The sequence below is a fragment of the Ruegeria sp. CH11 genome, from assembly GCF_056537105.1.
Genome location: NZ_JBQFQX010000001.1, coordinates 521960 through 535850, shown reverse-complemented (window position 1 = coordinate 535850; position 13891 = coordinate 521960). Strand labels below are relative to the sequence as shown.

The 13891-nt window shown below is 60.2% G+C and carries 13 protein-coding genes; 4 read left to right on the top strand and 9 right to left on the bottom strand.

The genetic code is table 11. The features are described from left to right. Positions 1–175: 175 nt before the first annotated feature. Positions 176–1894, bottom strand: coding sequence for a methionine--tRNA ligase (gene metG / locus ACR0LX_RS02655; RefSeq protein ID WP_480782448.1), 1719 nt, complete (start codon positions 1892–1894; stop codon positions 176–178). Between the two features lie 257 nt (positions 1895–2151). Between metG and ACR0LX_RS02650 the strand changes: the two genes are divergently transcribed. Both ACR0LX_RS02650 and ACR0LX_RS02645 read left to right on the top strand, forming a co-directional pair. Then, a complete protein-coding gene (locus ACR0LX_RS02650) occupies positions 2152–2868 on the top strand; it encodes an OB-fold-containig protein (RefSeq protein ID WP_480782447.1) in 717 nt (238 codons plus the stop codon). Between the two features lie 33 nt (positions 2869–2901). Beyond that, positions 2902–4572, top strand: coding sequence for a flotillin family protein (locus ACR0LX_RS02645; RefSeq protein ID WP_480569071.1), 1671 nt, complete (start codon positions 2902–2904; stop codon positions 4570–4572). Between the two features lie 44 nt (positions 4573–4616). Here the strand turns inward: ACR0LX_RS02645 and ACR0LX_RS02640 are convergent, their stop codons facing one another. The 7 genes from ACR0LX_RS02640 to ACR0LX_RS02610 form a co-directional block, all read right to left on the bottom strand. After that, on the bottom strand, positions 4617–5837 hold the full coding sequence (locus tag ACR0LX_RS02640; RefSeq protein WP_480569074.1) for an MFS transporter: 1221 nt from the start codon (positions 5835–5837) through the stop codon (positions 4617–4619). Between the two features lie 81 nt (positions 5838–5918). Continuing rightward, on the bottom strand, positions 5919–6515 hold the full coding sequence (locus tag ACR0LX_RS02635; protein WP_480782446.1) for a YceI family protein: 597 nt from the start codon (positions 6513–6515) through the stop codon (positions 5919–5921). After that, on the bottom strand, positions 6512–7726 hold the full coding sequence (locus tag ACR0LX_RS02630; RefSeq protein WP_480782445.1) for an MFS transporter: 1215 nt from the start codon (positions 7724–7726) through the stop codon (positions 6512–6514). The genes ACR0LX_RS02635 and ACR0LX_RS02630 overlap by 4 nt, the downstream gene beginning before the upstream one ends. Before the next feature lie 63 nt (positions 7727–7789). Beyond that, complete coding sequence (locus ACR0LX_RS02625) at positions 7790–8410, bottom strand: ImuA family protein (RefSeq protein ID WP_480782444.1); 621 nt, start codon at positions 8408–8410, stop codon at positions 7790–7792. 59 nt (positions 8411–8469) lie between these two features. Further along, entirely contained in the window at positions 8470–9051 is a 582-nt protein-coding gene (locus ACR0LX_RS02620) for a retropepsin-like aspartic protease family protein (RefSeq protein WP_480782443.1), read from the bottom strand. A 41-nt stretch (positions 9052–9092) separates the two neighbouring features. Next, the gene (locus ACR0LX_RS02615; protein ID WP_480782442.1) at positions 9093–9713 is read right to left on the bottom strand and encodes a MarC family protein; all 621 of its coding nucleotides are present in this window, start codon (positions 9711–9713) and stop codon (positions 9093–9095) included. Further along, positions 9710–11563 (bottom strand): ABC-F family ATP-binding cassette domain-containing protein, encoded by a 1854-nt coding sequence (locus tag ACR0LX_RS02610; RefSeq protein ID WP_480782441.1) that lies wholly within the window; start codon positions 11561–11563, stop codon positions 9710–9712. Before ACR0LX_RS02610 ends, ACR0LX_RS02615 begins: the two co-directional genes overlap by 4 nt. A gap of 108 nt (positions 11564–11671) precedes the next feature. On the opposite strand from ACR0LX_RS02610, the gene ACR0LX_RS02605 reads away from it, so the two are divergent. After that, a complete protein-coding gene (locus ACR0LX_RS02605; protein WP_480782440.1) occupies positions 11672–12874 on the top strand; it encodes a multidrug effflux MFS transporter in 1203 nt (400 codons plus the stop codon). A 114-nt stretch (positions 12875–12988) separates the two neighbouring features. After that, the gene (gene ndk / locus ACR0LX_RS02600) at positions 12989–13411 is read left to right on the top strand and encodes a nucleoside-diphosphate kinase (RefSeq protein ID WP_480782439.1); all 423 of its coding nucleotides are present in this window, start codon (positions 12989–12991) and stop codon (positions 13409–13411) included. 57 nt (positions 13412–13468) lie between these two features. On the opposite strand, the gene ACR0LX_RS02595 is transcribed toward ndk, so the two are convergent. Then, positions 13469–13816 carry a TfoX/Sxy family protein gene (locus ACR0LX_RS02595; protein WP_480569096.1) on the bottom strand — a complete coding sequence of 116 codons (348 nt, stop codon included), beginning with the start codon at positions 13814–13816 and terminating at the stop codon, positions 13469–13471. Positions 13817–13891 lie beyond the last annotated feature (75 nt).

The window sequence follows — 13891 nt, the reverse complement described above, 5'->3', positions numbered from 1 at the left end:
TCTCAAGCGCGATGAATGCAAAGATTGGGATATGGCCATGGAAATTTCTTTTTCCGCTGGCGGGCTTATGGAGACATCTTTTGTTGTTCGCCCAAATTCACTGATGCGCCCGAATGCATGAAAAAACCGAGGGTGTGCCAGGCCCTCGGTTTCTGTCAGGTAGAATTGTGGAATATCAGGTGCGCGTACCGGCAAAGCGGGTTTGCCAATCCTCGCGCTGTTCATCCGTGATTTTGGCGAACAGCACATCTGGTACCGCAAAGGCGTGGCCAGCTGGCAGGGCGCGCAGCGCGGCATCCACATCTTCGGGCCAACCGGTGTCCAGCGTGTTCATCGCGCTCAGCATCCGGGCCGAAGTGTCGGGGATGAACGGCGCGCTGAGGACAGCGTAGAGACGGACCAGGTTCAGGCCCAGACGAACCTGTGCGGCGGCTTGGTCAGGGTCTTCCTTGAACGTCGACCAGGGTGCCGCGGCTTGCAGATACTCGTTGCCAGCAACCCAAATCGCGCGCAACTCCTGCGCCGATTTTCGAACCTCCATCGCCTCCATATGCCCTTCATAGGCGCGGACGCGTCTGGTGAGTTCGTCGATCAATGCGTTCTCGCGCTCGCCAAAACTGCCGCCCTCGGGCACGGCCTCTCCGAATTTCGAACGGCAGAACTTGGTGATCCGGCTGACGAAATTTCCTAGCACATCTGCCAGGTCCTTGTTCACTGATTGCTGGAAGTTCTCCCAGGTGAACTCGCTGTCGCTGCTTTCCGGCGCATGGCTCAGCAGCCACCAGCGCCAGTAGTCGGCGGGCAGGATTTCAAGCGCCTGATCCATGAACACACCGCGCCCCTGGCTGGTCGAGAACTGACCGCCATCATAGTTCAGGTAGTTGAACGATTTCAGGTGGTCGACCATCTTCCACGGCTCGCCCGAACCCAGAATGGTCGCCGGGAAGCTGAGCGTATGGAATGGCACGTTGTCCTTACCCATGAACTGCACATAGCGCACATCTTTGGCGCCCTTGTCGGTCCGCCACCAGCGTTGCCAATCCGCATCGGATTTGCCATTGGCGTCTGCCCATTCCTTGGCGCAGGCGATATATTCAATGGGCGCGTCGAACCAGACATAGAAGACCTTGCCTTCCATCCCCGGCCAGTCCTGATCGCCTTTCTTGACAGGCACACCCCAGTCCAGATCGCGAGTGATGCCCCGATCTTGCAAGCCGTCGCCATCATGCAGCCACTTCTTGGCAATCGAGGTAGTCAGGATCGGCCAGTCTGTCTTGCTGTCGATCCAAGCGTCCAGTTGATCCTTCATCGCCGACTGACGCAGATACAGGTGCTTGGTCTCGCGCACCTCAAGATCGGTCGAGCCGCTGATCGCGCTACGCGGTTCGATCAGGTCGGTCGGGTCCAACTGCTTGGTGCAGTTTTCACACTGATCACCACGGGCGCGGTCATAGCCGCAATTGGGGCAGGTGCCCTCGATATACCTGTCGGGCAGGAACCGGCCATCGGCGTTGGAATAGACCTGTTTTTCGGCGACTTCGCGGATCAAACCGGCGTCGTCCAGTTTGCCCGCAAAATGCTGGGTCAGTACCTTGTTCTGATCGCTGGACGAGCGGCCAAAGTGATCGAAGCTAAGCCCAAACCGCTTGGCGATATCGGCCTGCACGTCGTACATCTCGGCACAATACTCAGCCACAGGCTTGCCTGCCTTCGCTGCCGCCAATTCAGCGGGCGTGCCGTGTTCGTCTGTGGCGCACAGGAACATGACCTCGTTCCCCCGGCCGCGCTGGTACCGCGCGTACAGATCGGCAGGCAATTGCGAGCCGATCAGATTGCCGAGGTGTTTGATCCCGTTAATATAAGGGATCGCCGAGGTGATGAGAATCCGAGCCATGTTCCGTTTCCACGTATCTGTCTGCGCGCCCGTCTACCCTATGTATTCAGATTGCAAAAGCCCGGCTTTCAAATCGGCGACACTTTCGACAACGTTGCGTGGGAAAAAACCGGCGCAAGGACATTGCAGATTGCAATCCCGCGAAAGGTGACACTACCCATAGGTTGAAATTTGGAATCACAACCTCTTGAAATGTTTGTTATGGCTTCCCATCTGCATTGCATACAAAAGTATACAAAACCGGGGACAATCCGCTGATGTTCAGCTTTCTGCTCGAGGGTGCCTTTGTGCCCTTTACCATTTCGCTTGCGCTGTTGTTCGGCCTTCTGGGGCTAGAGCTGATTGCGCTTTTACTGGGCGGAAGCCTGATGGCGGGAGAGGGCGAAGTTGATCTGGACATGGTCGACGCCCCGGATTTGGATGTTGCAGATTTCGACCTGGATATCGACGCAGATGTCGATCTGGGCGATTTCGAACTGGCCGAGGTCGAAGTGGATGCGCCGAGTGCAGCGCCTGCCGGGCCTTTGGCATGGCTGGGTCTGGGTAAGGTTCCGTTCATGATCTGGCTGGTGGTTCTGCTGGCAGGCTTCGGCCTGTCCGGTATGGGCCTGCAACTTGCGCTGCGCGATCTGCTGGGTTTTGACCTGCCCAGCTGGATCGCCGCAATCCCTGCCGGAGCCTTTGGCCTGTGGTTCGCGCGCGGCTTTGGCAGCGTCTTTGCTCGCCTGCTGCCGAAAACTGAGACGGAGGCCATGTCCGAACGGATGCTGGCCCGGCGTCGGGGCGTCATCACGCAAGGAACAGCATCGCGCGGTCGACCGGCCGAAGTGCGGGTGATGGATCGTTTCGGCAACACGCACTACCTGCGCGCCGAACCCTTGCAGGACAAGGACGCGCTGGAACAAGGCACCGAGGTGCTTGTGCTGCGCGACCGACGGCGGGACCGGTTCGTTCTGGTTGGCATGTCGGACTAACAAAATTTCAAACCCCATCAAGGAGGATTTTGCATGGAACTCACTTTCCTGATCACTATTGTTGCGACGCTTTTGGCCGTCGTTGTGTTTATTGGCCTTGTGCTGGGCCGCCTCTATCGCCGCGCGACCCGAGAGGTCAGCCTGGTAAAAACCGGGGCAGGCGGCAAAAAGGTCATCATGGATGGCGGCGTCATCATCGTGCCCCTGCTGCACGAGGTCAGCCCAGTCAACATGAAGACCCTGCGCCTTGAGGTGCAGCGCAGTGGTGAGGCGGCCCTGATCACCAAGGACCGGATGCGTGTTGACGTTGGCGTCGAATTCTATGTCTCGGTCATGGCTACCGAAGAAGGCATATCGCGTGCGGCTCAAACACTTGGCGGTCGTACTTTTGACGTCGAGCAACTGCGCGAGATGATCGAAGGTAAGCTGATCGACGGTCTGCGCGCCGTGGCCGCTCAGATGACCATGGACGGGCTGCATGAAAACCGAGCCGACTTTGTGCAAGAGGTGCAGAATGCGGTGTCCGAGGACCTGCTGAAAAACGGCCTTTCACTGGAATCGGTCTCGCTGACTGCGCTGGACCAGACGCCGTTCGAGGCGCTCGATGAGAACAACGCGTTTAACGCCGTAGGTATGCGCAAGCTGGCCGAGGTGATTGCAACCTCGAAGAAAGAGCGCGCGCAGATTGATGCCGAGGCCGAGGTCGAAGTGCGTCGTGCGGCGATGGAAGCGCAGCGTCAGAAGCTGTTGATCGAAAAGGACGAAGAACAGGCGCGTATCGAACAGACGCAGCAGGTCGAAACCCTGCGGGTGGCGCAAGAAGCCGAGATTGCTGCGCGGACCGAAGACTCGGTGCGTGAAACCGAACGCGCCCGGATTGCCCGTGAAGAAGCCATCCGCGCAGCCGAGATCGAGCGTGAGCGCAAGATCCGCGACGCCGAGATCGCCAAAGAGCGCGAGATCGAAGTGGCCGAACAGGAGCGCCAGATCATCATCGCGCAGAAATCCGAAGAGGAAAGCCGCGCCCGTGCATCCGCCGATCTGGCCCGGGCCGAGGCGACCAAGGCGACCGAAGCGGTGGCAACTGCGCGCGAAGTGGCCGAAGCCGAGCGTCAGAAGCAGATCGTACTGATCGAGGCCACCCGTGAGGCCGAACGTCAGGCAACTGCGATCCGTCTGGCCGCACAGGCCGAGAAAGAGGCCGCCGCCGACCGCGCCGAAGCGCGCCGTGAGGAAGCGCAGGCCGAAGCGGACGCGCTGAACATCCGGGCCGAGGCCAAGAAGAACGACATGCTGGCCGAAGCGGAAGGTAAGCGCGCGATTGTCGAGGCCGACAACGCTCTGTCGGCTGAGCAGATCCGCATGAAGGTCGATATGGCGCGGATCGAAACCATGCCGTCGATCATCTCGGAAATGGTGAAACCGGCCGAAAAGATCGACTCGATCAAAATCCATCAGGTTGGCGGTATCGGCGCCGGCTCTGCTGGTGGCGCGGCCAACAGCGACAAGCCTGTGGTCAACCAGGCGCTGGACTCGATCATGGGTATGGCGGTGCAGATGCCCGCGCTCAAGAAGTTGGGCGAGGAACTGGGCCTGTCGATGGAAAACGGTGTCGGCGGTGTCGTGAACGGCGCGCTTGAACAGACGCAAGCGCCGGTAGATACGGTCGAAGTTCTCGAGGAAGAGCCAGCGCCGAAGCAATAAAGGCGCAGCATTGATGAAAGGGCCGGGGTTTACCCGGCCCTTTTCTATTCTTCGCGCGATTTCTTGAGCAGCCGTCCAATGGTAAATGACGTGCGCGGGGCATAGACATAGTTGGTCCGCGCCTCGGGTGTCGGGCGCGACCGCATCCGGGCAAGACCAAATGCGATCAGGCCCAGATGCCCGACCGCGACAAATCCGAACAATGCCCCCGGCCCGAACTGCTGGATCAGGGTGGACGAGACATAGGGTGAGGCGATCGCCCCAAGCGCATACCAGAACATCAGAGCTGCCGCCAGCTCGACCCGTTGCTCGGTCGTGGCAAAGTCGTTCGCGTGCGCGGAGGAGACCGAGAATATGGGGAAGGTGGTGAACCCGAACACCCCGGCGGCCAGCATGACACCTAAGGTCCCGGTGCCGCTTGCGGCTATGGTGATCGCGCAACTGCCCATCGCCGCAACCGACAGCCAGATCAGCACCCAGCGTCGGTCATATTTGTCCGCCAGCCATCCCATTGGATATTGCGCCAGCGCGCCGCCCAGAACGAACGACGCCAGGAAGAAGGCGATTTGGTCGACGCCCAGACCAACCTCTTGCCCATAAACCGGTCCAACCATTCGGAACGAGGCTGAACTGAGCGCCGCAACAATCACGCCAGCCACCGCCAGTGGCGAGCTGCGCCAGGCCAGTTTCGGTCGCAGACGCGGAGCATCCGGCGTTTGGGGCTGGCTGGCTCGGGTCATCGTAAGGGGCAAAAGGGCAGCACAGCACAGGATCGCCAGCAAGTTGTAAGAGACATAGGATGCGGGCGGCAGGACCGCGATTATCAGCTGCGCCCCTAGGGACGCCCCCATATCGACGATGCGATAGGTTCCCATTGCCCGCCCGCGTGTCTCATTCGTGACCTTGGCGTTCAGCCAGGCTTCGATCACCGTATAGCTGCCCGCGACGCAGGTGCCGGATGCAATCCTGAGTGCGGCCCAGACATAAGGATTGTCGGTCAGCGTATGACCGATCAGTCCCATCGCCCCCAAGGCCGTGCAGACGGCAAACGCGCGCGAGTGCCCCACGTTGCCCATAAGCCGGGGGGCCCACCAGCAGCCAATAAAGAACCCAAGAAAATGCGCCGATCCCAGCAAACCGATCTGTTCGGTCGAGAAATCTAGCGTCAGCCCCGAAATTGCGTCCAGCGGGCCAACGCCACCCGTCGAAAGCTGTAGCAGAATGACCGAGAGGAACAGGGCGGTAAATGAAATGATCGTGCGCATAACATGGCCAGCATTACCGCAATGCCAGGTATTGCGCGTGACAATTCGACGTGGTCGCGTCGTTTTTTGCCCTTTTGCCGATCAGGCCCGGCGAACAAGCTGAGCGCGGATGTCCAGCGATACCAGATCTGAGACCAGTTCGGGGTATCCGGATGCACCAAATGTGTGGCGGTCCAGGGTACCGGCCAAACGGATGGACAGGGCACTCAGGTCGTCTGCGTCGCTGCCAGGTCTACGATAAAGCGCGGCCTTCAAGCTCATCGGGCGTGTGACACCGCGCATCGTCAGGTTGCCGGTGATTAGGGCCCCGTCCGAGATGCGACCGTCCGAACCCAGCCGTATGCGCGTCGATGTGAAGGTGATCGTGGGATGAGTCTGCGCGTTCAGAACACCCTCGCTTAGCATCGGGGTGCGAGCAAAGGGCAGTTTGGTGCGGGCGGCAGCAACATTCAGAACGACGGAAACCTGGCTGTTTTGCAGGTGCCTTGTGTCGATCCGAATATCAGTGGACTGGATCGGCATCGTGCCGGACTGTGAAACACCGGACAGATCGAAAGAGAACCCGACAGACGTGCCGTTCGGGGTCAGCGCATATGGGACCAGAGCAGCTTTTGCGCCGCGGGCCATCGGGGCCGCCGCCAAGCCTGCCAGAAACGAACGCCGAGTCAGAAACCTCATACCGGAACCTCCTGCTTGCGGGGTCGTGAACGTCCAAGAAGGAACAGCAGAATGGCGATATTGAGGCCATTCCATAAAATCCCGTTGATAAAGGCCAATTGATAATTTCCGGTTAAGTCGTAAATCCAGCCGGACATCCACCCGCCCAGAGCCATGCCAAGGATGGTCAACATCAGTACAAATCCGACGCGGGCTCCGGCCTCTTCCGGGGGCATGTATTCTCGGACTACCAGCGCGTAACTGGGTACGATTCCACCCTGCGCCAGCCCGAACATCAGGCTGATGACGTAGAGCGAGGCCATGCCGTCATACGGCAAGAACAGGAAGAGCGCGATGCATTGCAGAACAGATCCGATAAGCAACGTGACGATGCCGCCCAACCTGTCTGCCACCATTCCGGATATGAGGCGGCTGACGACACCGCCCAAAAGCATGAGTGACAGCATCTCGGCCCCGACTGCCGGGCCATAGCCCAGCCCGACGCAATAGGACACGATATGGACCTGAGGCATCGACATCGCGACGCAGCATCCAATCCCGGCGAGGCCCAGAATGTACTGCAATGCACGAGGGGACAGCCCGACACTGTGCGCATTGGCCTGCGCATTGCTGGCGGCGGTGTGATGCGCCTCGGCCGGGACTTGTCGGAGCAATAGAAACGACAGAGGAATGACAACGACCAGCGTTAAGACGGCCAGTGTCAGATACACCTGCTGCCATCCGTCCCGTGCCAGAATTCCGGACAGCAATGTAGGCCAGATTGCGCCGGACAGATAGTTTCCGCTGGCGACCAGTGCCACGGCAATCCCGCGCCGCCGCATGAACCAATGCGAAATATCGGCGATCAGGGGGGCGAATCCGACCGAGGTACCCAACCCCAGCAGCAAATGTGCCACGGATAGCAAGGCCATGTTCGGTGCCAACGTCGCAAGTACGTAGCTGACGGCACTCAGAACGGCGGCTCCGATCAGCGCCTTGGTGACACCCATCCTGTCAACCAACTGGCCCAGCCACATGTTCCCCAGCGCAAAGCCGATCATGGCCAGCGTGTAGGGCATTGATGCCTCGGCCCGCCCGGCGCTGAATTGCATCTCGATCGCGGGCATTACCACGATAACGGCCCACATGCCGGCATTTGCCACTGTGGCGATCAACAGCGTGATCACCAGGCGCAGCCAGGAATAGCGGCTATCGTGAATTGCATGGGTCATGGCCGAAACGCTAGGGCGCACCCTTTGTTTTGGCCAGTCACAACTTGCTCAGGCCCGCCGGGCTCACACGGGTGTGTCTTCTGTGGCGATCCGTTCCAGGTTCAGCCCGGCACGCAGTCTGGTCTGGGTGGCATGCCAACTGACCGGGGGCAGGGCACGGGCGCGGCGGCGGGTCAGGATCCAGCGTCGCGCCTCGCCCTGATGGGCGGCAGCCATGTGCCAGCGCGTCTCGACCCCCTGTGCGCCGCCGTCTCCGGGTGTCAGCAATACCCCCAGCGGGGCCCGGCCCATCGCGCCACCCTGTTCGGCGGCCAGATGCATCCGGCGCACCGGCGTCAGCCCCGGCGCGCCGGGCAGGTCGCCGATCACCAGCGGGACCGACCCGCTGCGCAGCGCCTCCTCCATGCACCACAGCAGATCCTCGGCACGGTTGGGGTGGGCGAAGAGGAAACGGGCCGGGTCGGCAAAATCCATCATCCCGTTGGGGTTCATCTGATCCAGCGACCACGCGGGCGAAATCCATAAGACCGGCCCCTGCGCCTGAGCAGCCAGCCACATGGCGAAACTGCGCCGGGCGGGGCCGCAAGCTTCGTGCACGCGGGCCAGTTGCAGACTGATCTGAGGGTGCAGGACCAGCCCCGGCGCCTCGCGCACGGGTTTGCGGCCAAGTAGGTGTGCAGACATGCTGTCAGTCTAGCATGTTCTCATTTTGTTCTCAATTGTGGAATGTACCCGCACAGCATTTAACGCGACAGGATCAGGCGTCCATCCGCGAACTGAACATTCGAAAACCGATGCAGGTAATCCATCCCCAGTAGCGACTGGTGCAATTCCCCTTCATTGACCCAGGCCGAGACGTTAGTGTCCGAAATCGGCCCCAATGTGAGGGTCTCAAGCCGCACCGGCGCGGTCCGCACCACTCCGTTCGCGGTCGAAGCGCGGCCGAAATAGTTCAATTGATCGGGGTCGATGCCTATGCGCTCGGCGTCTTGCGTGCTGAGTACGATCTGGCTGGCACCGGTGTCGACCAGAAAGGTGATCGGCTCTCCGTTCACCGATACCGGCAGGTAATAGTGCCCATCTTGCGCGCGTGGCACCTCGATCGTTTCGCCACTGACGGTCATCTGCGGGGCCGGGCCAACAGTGTTGCGGATATCCTCCCACAAGCCGACGACGGCAATCACGCCGATAAAGATGAACACCCAGGCCATCGCCTGTTGCAGCGTCTTGTTCAGCGTTTGGCGGTTTTGCGAGAGGAACCAGGCCACGACAGCCGCGCCAAGCAGGCTGAGATACGCCAAACGTGCAATATTGTCGCCATCCATTCCGATATCCTAACCCGTTTATCTAAAAGATATATGGGGATTTACGAGGCAAAACCAAAGGCCTTGAGCCCGTCCAGAATGAACTGAACCGACAAGGCCGCAAGCAGCATTCCCAGCAGGCGGGTCAGCACGTTCAACCCGGTCTTGCCCAGGATGCGCGCGATTAGGCCGCCCAACAGGAAAAACACAAACACCACCACCATTACAGCCAACATCACGGCACAGGCCGCAGCAATTCCCTGAATGCCGGGGTTCTGACCAGCCAGCAGGATGATTGTGGCAATTGATCCGGGCCCGGCGATCAGTGGGATCGCCAATGGAAAGACCGAAGGGTCGGGGCGCTCTTCTTCCTCGGCGCGGTTTTCGCGGCGCTTGGTGCGGCGTTCAAACAGCATGTCGAGGGCGGTCAGGAACAAAAGCGCGCCACCGGCGACACGGAAGGCCGGCATTGAGATGCCGACGAATCCCAGCACCGCCTCACCAAAAGCGGCGAAGGCAATCAGGATGAATACTGCCGTTACGCAGCTGCGGATCGCGATTTTGCGACGGGTCGCGGCATCCAGATCCTGCGTCAGCGCAACAAAGATCGGTGTTGTTCCGAACGGGTCGATCACCACGAACATCGTAGTGAAGGCCGTTATGAAAAAGGCCATGTCGATCATGCTGCGTTCTCGGCGTTTTCAAGTCGTTCGGCTGCGGCGACCCACAGGGCTTCGGCCTTGTTCATGGCTTCGACCACTTCGGCGAATTTGCGGTTCCAGGTCTCCAGATCGTTGATCCGGTTATCTTCGTACAGCGCCGGGTCCGCCAACTTGGCCGAGAGTTTTTCGTGCATATCCGTCAGCTTTTCGATCCGGTCCTCGCATTTGCGCAGATCGGCGCGAAGCGCCAGCATCGCATCGCGCGACGGGCGCTTGGGTTTTGTGGTCTGAGGTTTTTGCCTGACCGGCTTGTCCCGTGCCAGCAGCATGGAACGATAGGCTTCGAGGTCCCCATCGTATTGTTTCACGGTCCCATCCGAGACCAGCCACAGACGATCCGCCACCAACGACAGCAGGTGCATGTCATGGCTGACCAGAACGACCGCTCCGGAATAAGCGGTCAGGGCCTCGACCAGCGCCTCGCGGCTTTCGATGTCCAGATGGTTGGTGGGTTCGTCTAGGATCAGCATATGCGGCGCATCGATGGTGGCCAGCAGCAGCGACAAGCGGGCTTTTTGCCCGCCGGACAAGCGACCAACCCGCGTTTCCGCCTGATCCGCATTCAAGCCAAATCCGGCCAGACGCGACCGCCATTTGCCCGGAGCCTCATCCGGGCGCAGGCGGCGCAGGTGGTCCAAGGGCGTTTCGTCCACATACAGCTCATCGACCTGATGCTGCGCGAAATAGCCGATGCGCAGCTTGTTGCTGCGGGTCATTTTGCCCGCCATCAGGGGCAGACGGTCCGACAGCAACTTGGACAGGGTCGATTTGCCCTGACCGTTCTTGCCCAGCAGCGCGATCCGGTCGTCCTGATCGATACGCAGGTTCAGGCGGCGCAGCACTTCGGTTTCGCCATAGCCCGTCACACCGCCTTCGATCTGGATGATCGGCGGCGACAGTTCCTCGGGTTCGGGGAAGGAGAAGGCGCGAAGAGCAGCCTCTTGCGGGGTTGAGACCAGTTGAATGCGCTCGATCATTTTCAGGCGCGACTGGGCCTGCACCGCCTTCGAAGCTTTATAGCGGAAGCGATCCACAAAGCTCTGCAAATGCGCGATGCGGGCCTTGGCCCTGGCATTTTCCGATTCCGCCTGCGCCAGACGTTCGGCGCGGCGCTCGGCGAATTTGTCATAAGGAACCGCGTAGTAGGTCAGCTTGCGGTCTTCGAGATGCAAGATCGAGCCCACTGCGCGGTTCAGCAACCCGCGATCGTGGCTGATGATGATCACCGTATGCGGGTACCTCGCCAGATAGCTTTCCAGCCACAAAGCACCTTCGAGGTCCAGATAGTTGGTCGGTTCGTCCAGCAGCAACAGGTCAGGCTGCGAAAACAGCACTGCCGCCAGCGCGACACGCATTCGCCAGCCGCCCGAGAAATCGGAACAGGGGCGTAGCTGGTCGGCGTCATCGAACCCCAGCCCCTTGAGGATCGAGGCCGCCCGCGCCTCGGCCGACCAGGCGTCGATATCGGTCAGCCGGGTCTGGATCTCGGCGATCCGCGCCGGGTCCTCGGCACTTTCAGCTTCGGCCATCAACGCGCTGCGCTCGGTATCGGCGGCCAGAACCGTGTTGATCAGCGATACATCGGACGAGGGCACCTCTTGCGCAACTCCGCCAATCCGGGCGCGCTTGGGGATCGAGATGTTACCCGATTCCAGCGCCAGTTCCCCACGGATCAAGCGGAACAGGGTGGTCTTGCCGGTGCCGTTGCGGCCTACAAGGCCAACCTTGTGACCATCGGGGATGGTTGCGCTGGCCCCGTCGAACAATGGGCGCCCTTCAACGGCATAGGTTATGTCTTCGATCCTTAGCATGTGGCCGCTCTTAGCAGAGCCGTGATGCAGCCGCCAGCGGGTTGGCATGTTCAAGTCCAACGCGATGTGTTAGAGCCCTCACGTTTGTTGATCTGAACCGGTTTTTTCATGCGCGCGGCCCAAACGCCTCCTTCCTTGATCACGCTGATCTTTGCCACCGCGCTGTCAGTGCTGTCGCTGAACATGTTCCTGCCTTCGCTCGCGCGAATGAGCGATGATTTTTCGGTGGATTACGGCCTCATGAACCTGTCTGTTGCCGGATATCTTGCGGTTTCGGCGGTTTTGCAGCTGATCATGGGGCCGCTTTCGGACCGGTTTGGGCGCAGGCCGATCCTTTTGATCTGCATGACTATTTTTGTCGTTGCATCCTTGGGTTGTGTGCTGGCCGGGTCGATCTGGGCGTTCCTTGGGTTCCGCCTTGTTCAAGCGGCTGTGGTGGCCGGGCCGGTTCTGTCCAGCGCCGCGATCCGGGACCAATACCCTCCGAACGAGGCGGCCAGCAAACTGGGCTATGTCGCGATGGCGATGGCGCTTGCGCCGATGCTGGGACCAATGCTGGGCGGCGCGTTGGACATGCTGTTCGGCTGGCGCGCCGGGTTTGTCCTGTATACGCTGCTTGGGGCAGCGGTTCTGGCCTTGCTGTGGTTCGACATGGGCGAGACAAATACGAACCGATCCTCGACCTTTTCATCCCAGTTGAGCGAGTATCCTTATCTGTTCCGCGCCCGTCGATTCTGGGGCTATGCGCTGTGTGCGGCGTTCTCGATCGGGGGGTTTTACAGCTTTATAACGGGCGCGCCGCTGGTTGCTGCCGCTTGGTTCGACCTGAGCCCCGCGATGTTGGGCCTTGGTATAGGCATCATCACCGGTGGTTTCATGGTGGGCAATTTCATCACCGGGCGGATCGCGGCCTACACCCGGCTCACAACGATGATCCTGATCGGACGGCTTGTTGCCTCGACCGGGCCTTTTGTCGGGTTGCTGCTGTTTGTCGCCGGTCTGGGTTCGGTCTGGGTGTTTTTTGGTTCGGCCATCTGCGTTGGTTTTGGCAATGGCCTGACCAACGCCAACGCCTCGGCAGGTGTCATGTCGGTGCGCCCGAAACTGGCGGGCAGCGCTGCGGGCCTGTCCGGTGCCATGATCGTGGCGCTTGGCGCAGTGCTGACGTCGGTGACCGGCGCATTCGTAAGCCCCGAAAACGGACCTTATCTGGTTCTCGGGATGATGTGTGCCAGCAGCTTCATCGGCCTGCTTGCCGTGCTCTACGTTCGCCGTGTGGACGCGCTGGACCCGCTGCCGGACACAATCTGACTGCCAAACCCCGCAGGCCCCATCATTCCACTTTTCATAAGGCACAGACCGTGCTAGGCGGCGCGCGATGGATTTCGGCGCGGGTTTCGCGCCCTATGTTAAGGAGAGGCCGATATGGCACTGGAACGCACATTCTCGATCATCAAACCCGATGCAACCCACCGCAACCTGACTGGCAAGATCAACGCCAAGTTCGAAGAGGCCGGTCTGCGCATCGTTGCCCAAAAACGCATCCACATGACCAAGGCGCAAGCAGGCAAGTTCTATGACGTGCACGCCGAGCGCCCGTTCTATGACGAACTGTGCGAATTCATGTCGTCGGCGCCGGTTGTTGTTCAGGTTCTGGAAGGCGAAGGCGCCATTGCCAAGAACCGCGAAGTCATGGGTGCCACCAACCCCGCAGATGCGGCCCCCGGTACCATCCGCGCCGAGTTCGCCGAGTCGGTTGGCGAAAACTCGGTTCACGGTTCGGACGCACCGGAAACTGCAGCGGTCGAGATCGCCTATTTCTTCTCGGGCATCGAACTGGTCGGCTAAGTCGCTGACAGTCAAAGATCAGGGCCGCATCCGTTCCGGGTGCGGCTTTTTTTCTTTTCAGACCTTTTTCAGATCCTGCGGCGCTATCCGCACACCAATCGCGTCCAGATCAGAGATCATCTGGTTTTCCGGTGCGGTGCTGACACCGGCCTTTATGGCGTCGAACCTTTTGCGCAACGCTTTCTTTTCCTCGCCCTTGCAGTCGTTCCAGGGCCGCCCCTGCAACCCCATGACCAGAACATAGTATCCGATGAAATGTGGGCGCGACCCGGCTTGGAGCAGCCGCGTATAGGCCTCGTCCGCACCCAAATCGCGCAGTTCCTGTGCCGAATGAATACCCGCGCGCGCGCAGGCTTGCTCGAATGCTGGGCCGAGATTGCGGATCGAGGAGACAGGGTCTGACATGTCCCTTGTCTTAGCGCCGCGATTGGTCAATGTCACCAAGGTGTTGACCTGAAAAGCGCCTCGCCTGCTAGCACC

What these genes read in the sequence shown, in the direction of transcription:
- ACR0LX_RS02615 (WP_480782442.1), bottom strand. Translation starts at nt 9,713, where the DNA reads ATGATCGACATGGCCTTTTTCATAACGGCCTTCACTACGATGTTCGTG.
- ACR0LX_RS02610 (WP_480782441.1), bottom strand. Translation starts at nt 11,563, where the DNA reads ATGCTAAGGATCGAAGACATAACCTATGCCGTTGAAGGGCGCCCATTG.
- ACR0LX_RS02630 (WP_480782445.1), bottom strand. Translation starts at nt 7,726, where the DNA reads ATGACCCATGCAATTCACGATAGCCGCTATTCCTGGCTGCGCCTGGTG.
- ACR0LX_RS02640 (WP_480569074.1), bottom strand. Translation starts at nt 5,837, where the DNA reads ATGCGCACGATCATTTCATTTACCGCCCTGTTCCTCTCGGTCATTCTG.
- ACR0LX_RS02635 (WP_480782446.1), bottom strand. Translation starts at nt 6,515, where the DNA reads ATGAGGTTTCTGACTCGGCGTTCGTTTCTGGCAGGCTTGGCGGCGGCC.
- metG (WP_480782448.1), bottom strand. Translation starts at nt 1,894, where the DNA reads ATGGCTCGGATTCTCATCACCTCGGCGATCCCTTATATTAACGGGATC.
- ndk (WP_480782439.1), top strand. Translation starts at nt 12,989, where the DNA reads ATGGCACTGGAACGCACATTCTCGATCATCAAACCCGATGCAACCCAC.
- ACR0LX_RS02595 (WP_480569096.1), bottom strand. Translation starts at nt 13,816, where the DNA reads ATGTCAGACCCTGTCTCCTCGATCCGCAATCTCGGCCCAGCATTCGAG.
- ACR0LX_RS02650 (WP_480782447.1), top strand. Translation starts at nt 2,152, where the DNA reads ATGTTCAGCTTTCTGCTCGAGGGTGCCTTTGTGCCCTTTACCATTTCG.
- ACR0LX_RS02605 (WP_480782440.1), top strand. Translation starts at nt 11,672, where the DNA reads ATGCGCGCGGCCCAAACGCCTCCTTCCTTGATCACGCTGATCTTTGCC.
- ACR0LX_RS02625 (WP_480782444.1), bottom strand. Translation starts at nt 8,410, where the DNA reads ATGTCTGCACACCTACTTGGCCGCAAACCCGTGCGCGAGGCGCCGGGG.
- ACR0LX_RS02620 (WP_480782443.1), bottom strand. Translation starts at nt 9,051, where the DNA reads ATGGATGGCGACAATATTGCACGTTTGGCGTATCTCAGCCTGCTTGGC.
- ACR0LX_RS02645 (WP_480569071.1), top strand. Translation starts at nt 2,902, where the DNA reads ATGGAACTCACTTTCCTGATCACTATTGTTGCGACGCTTTTGGCCGTC.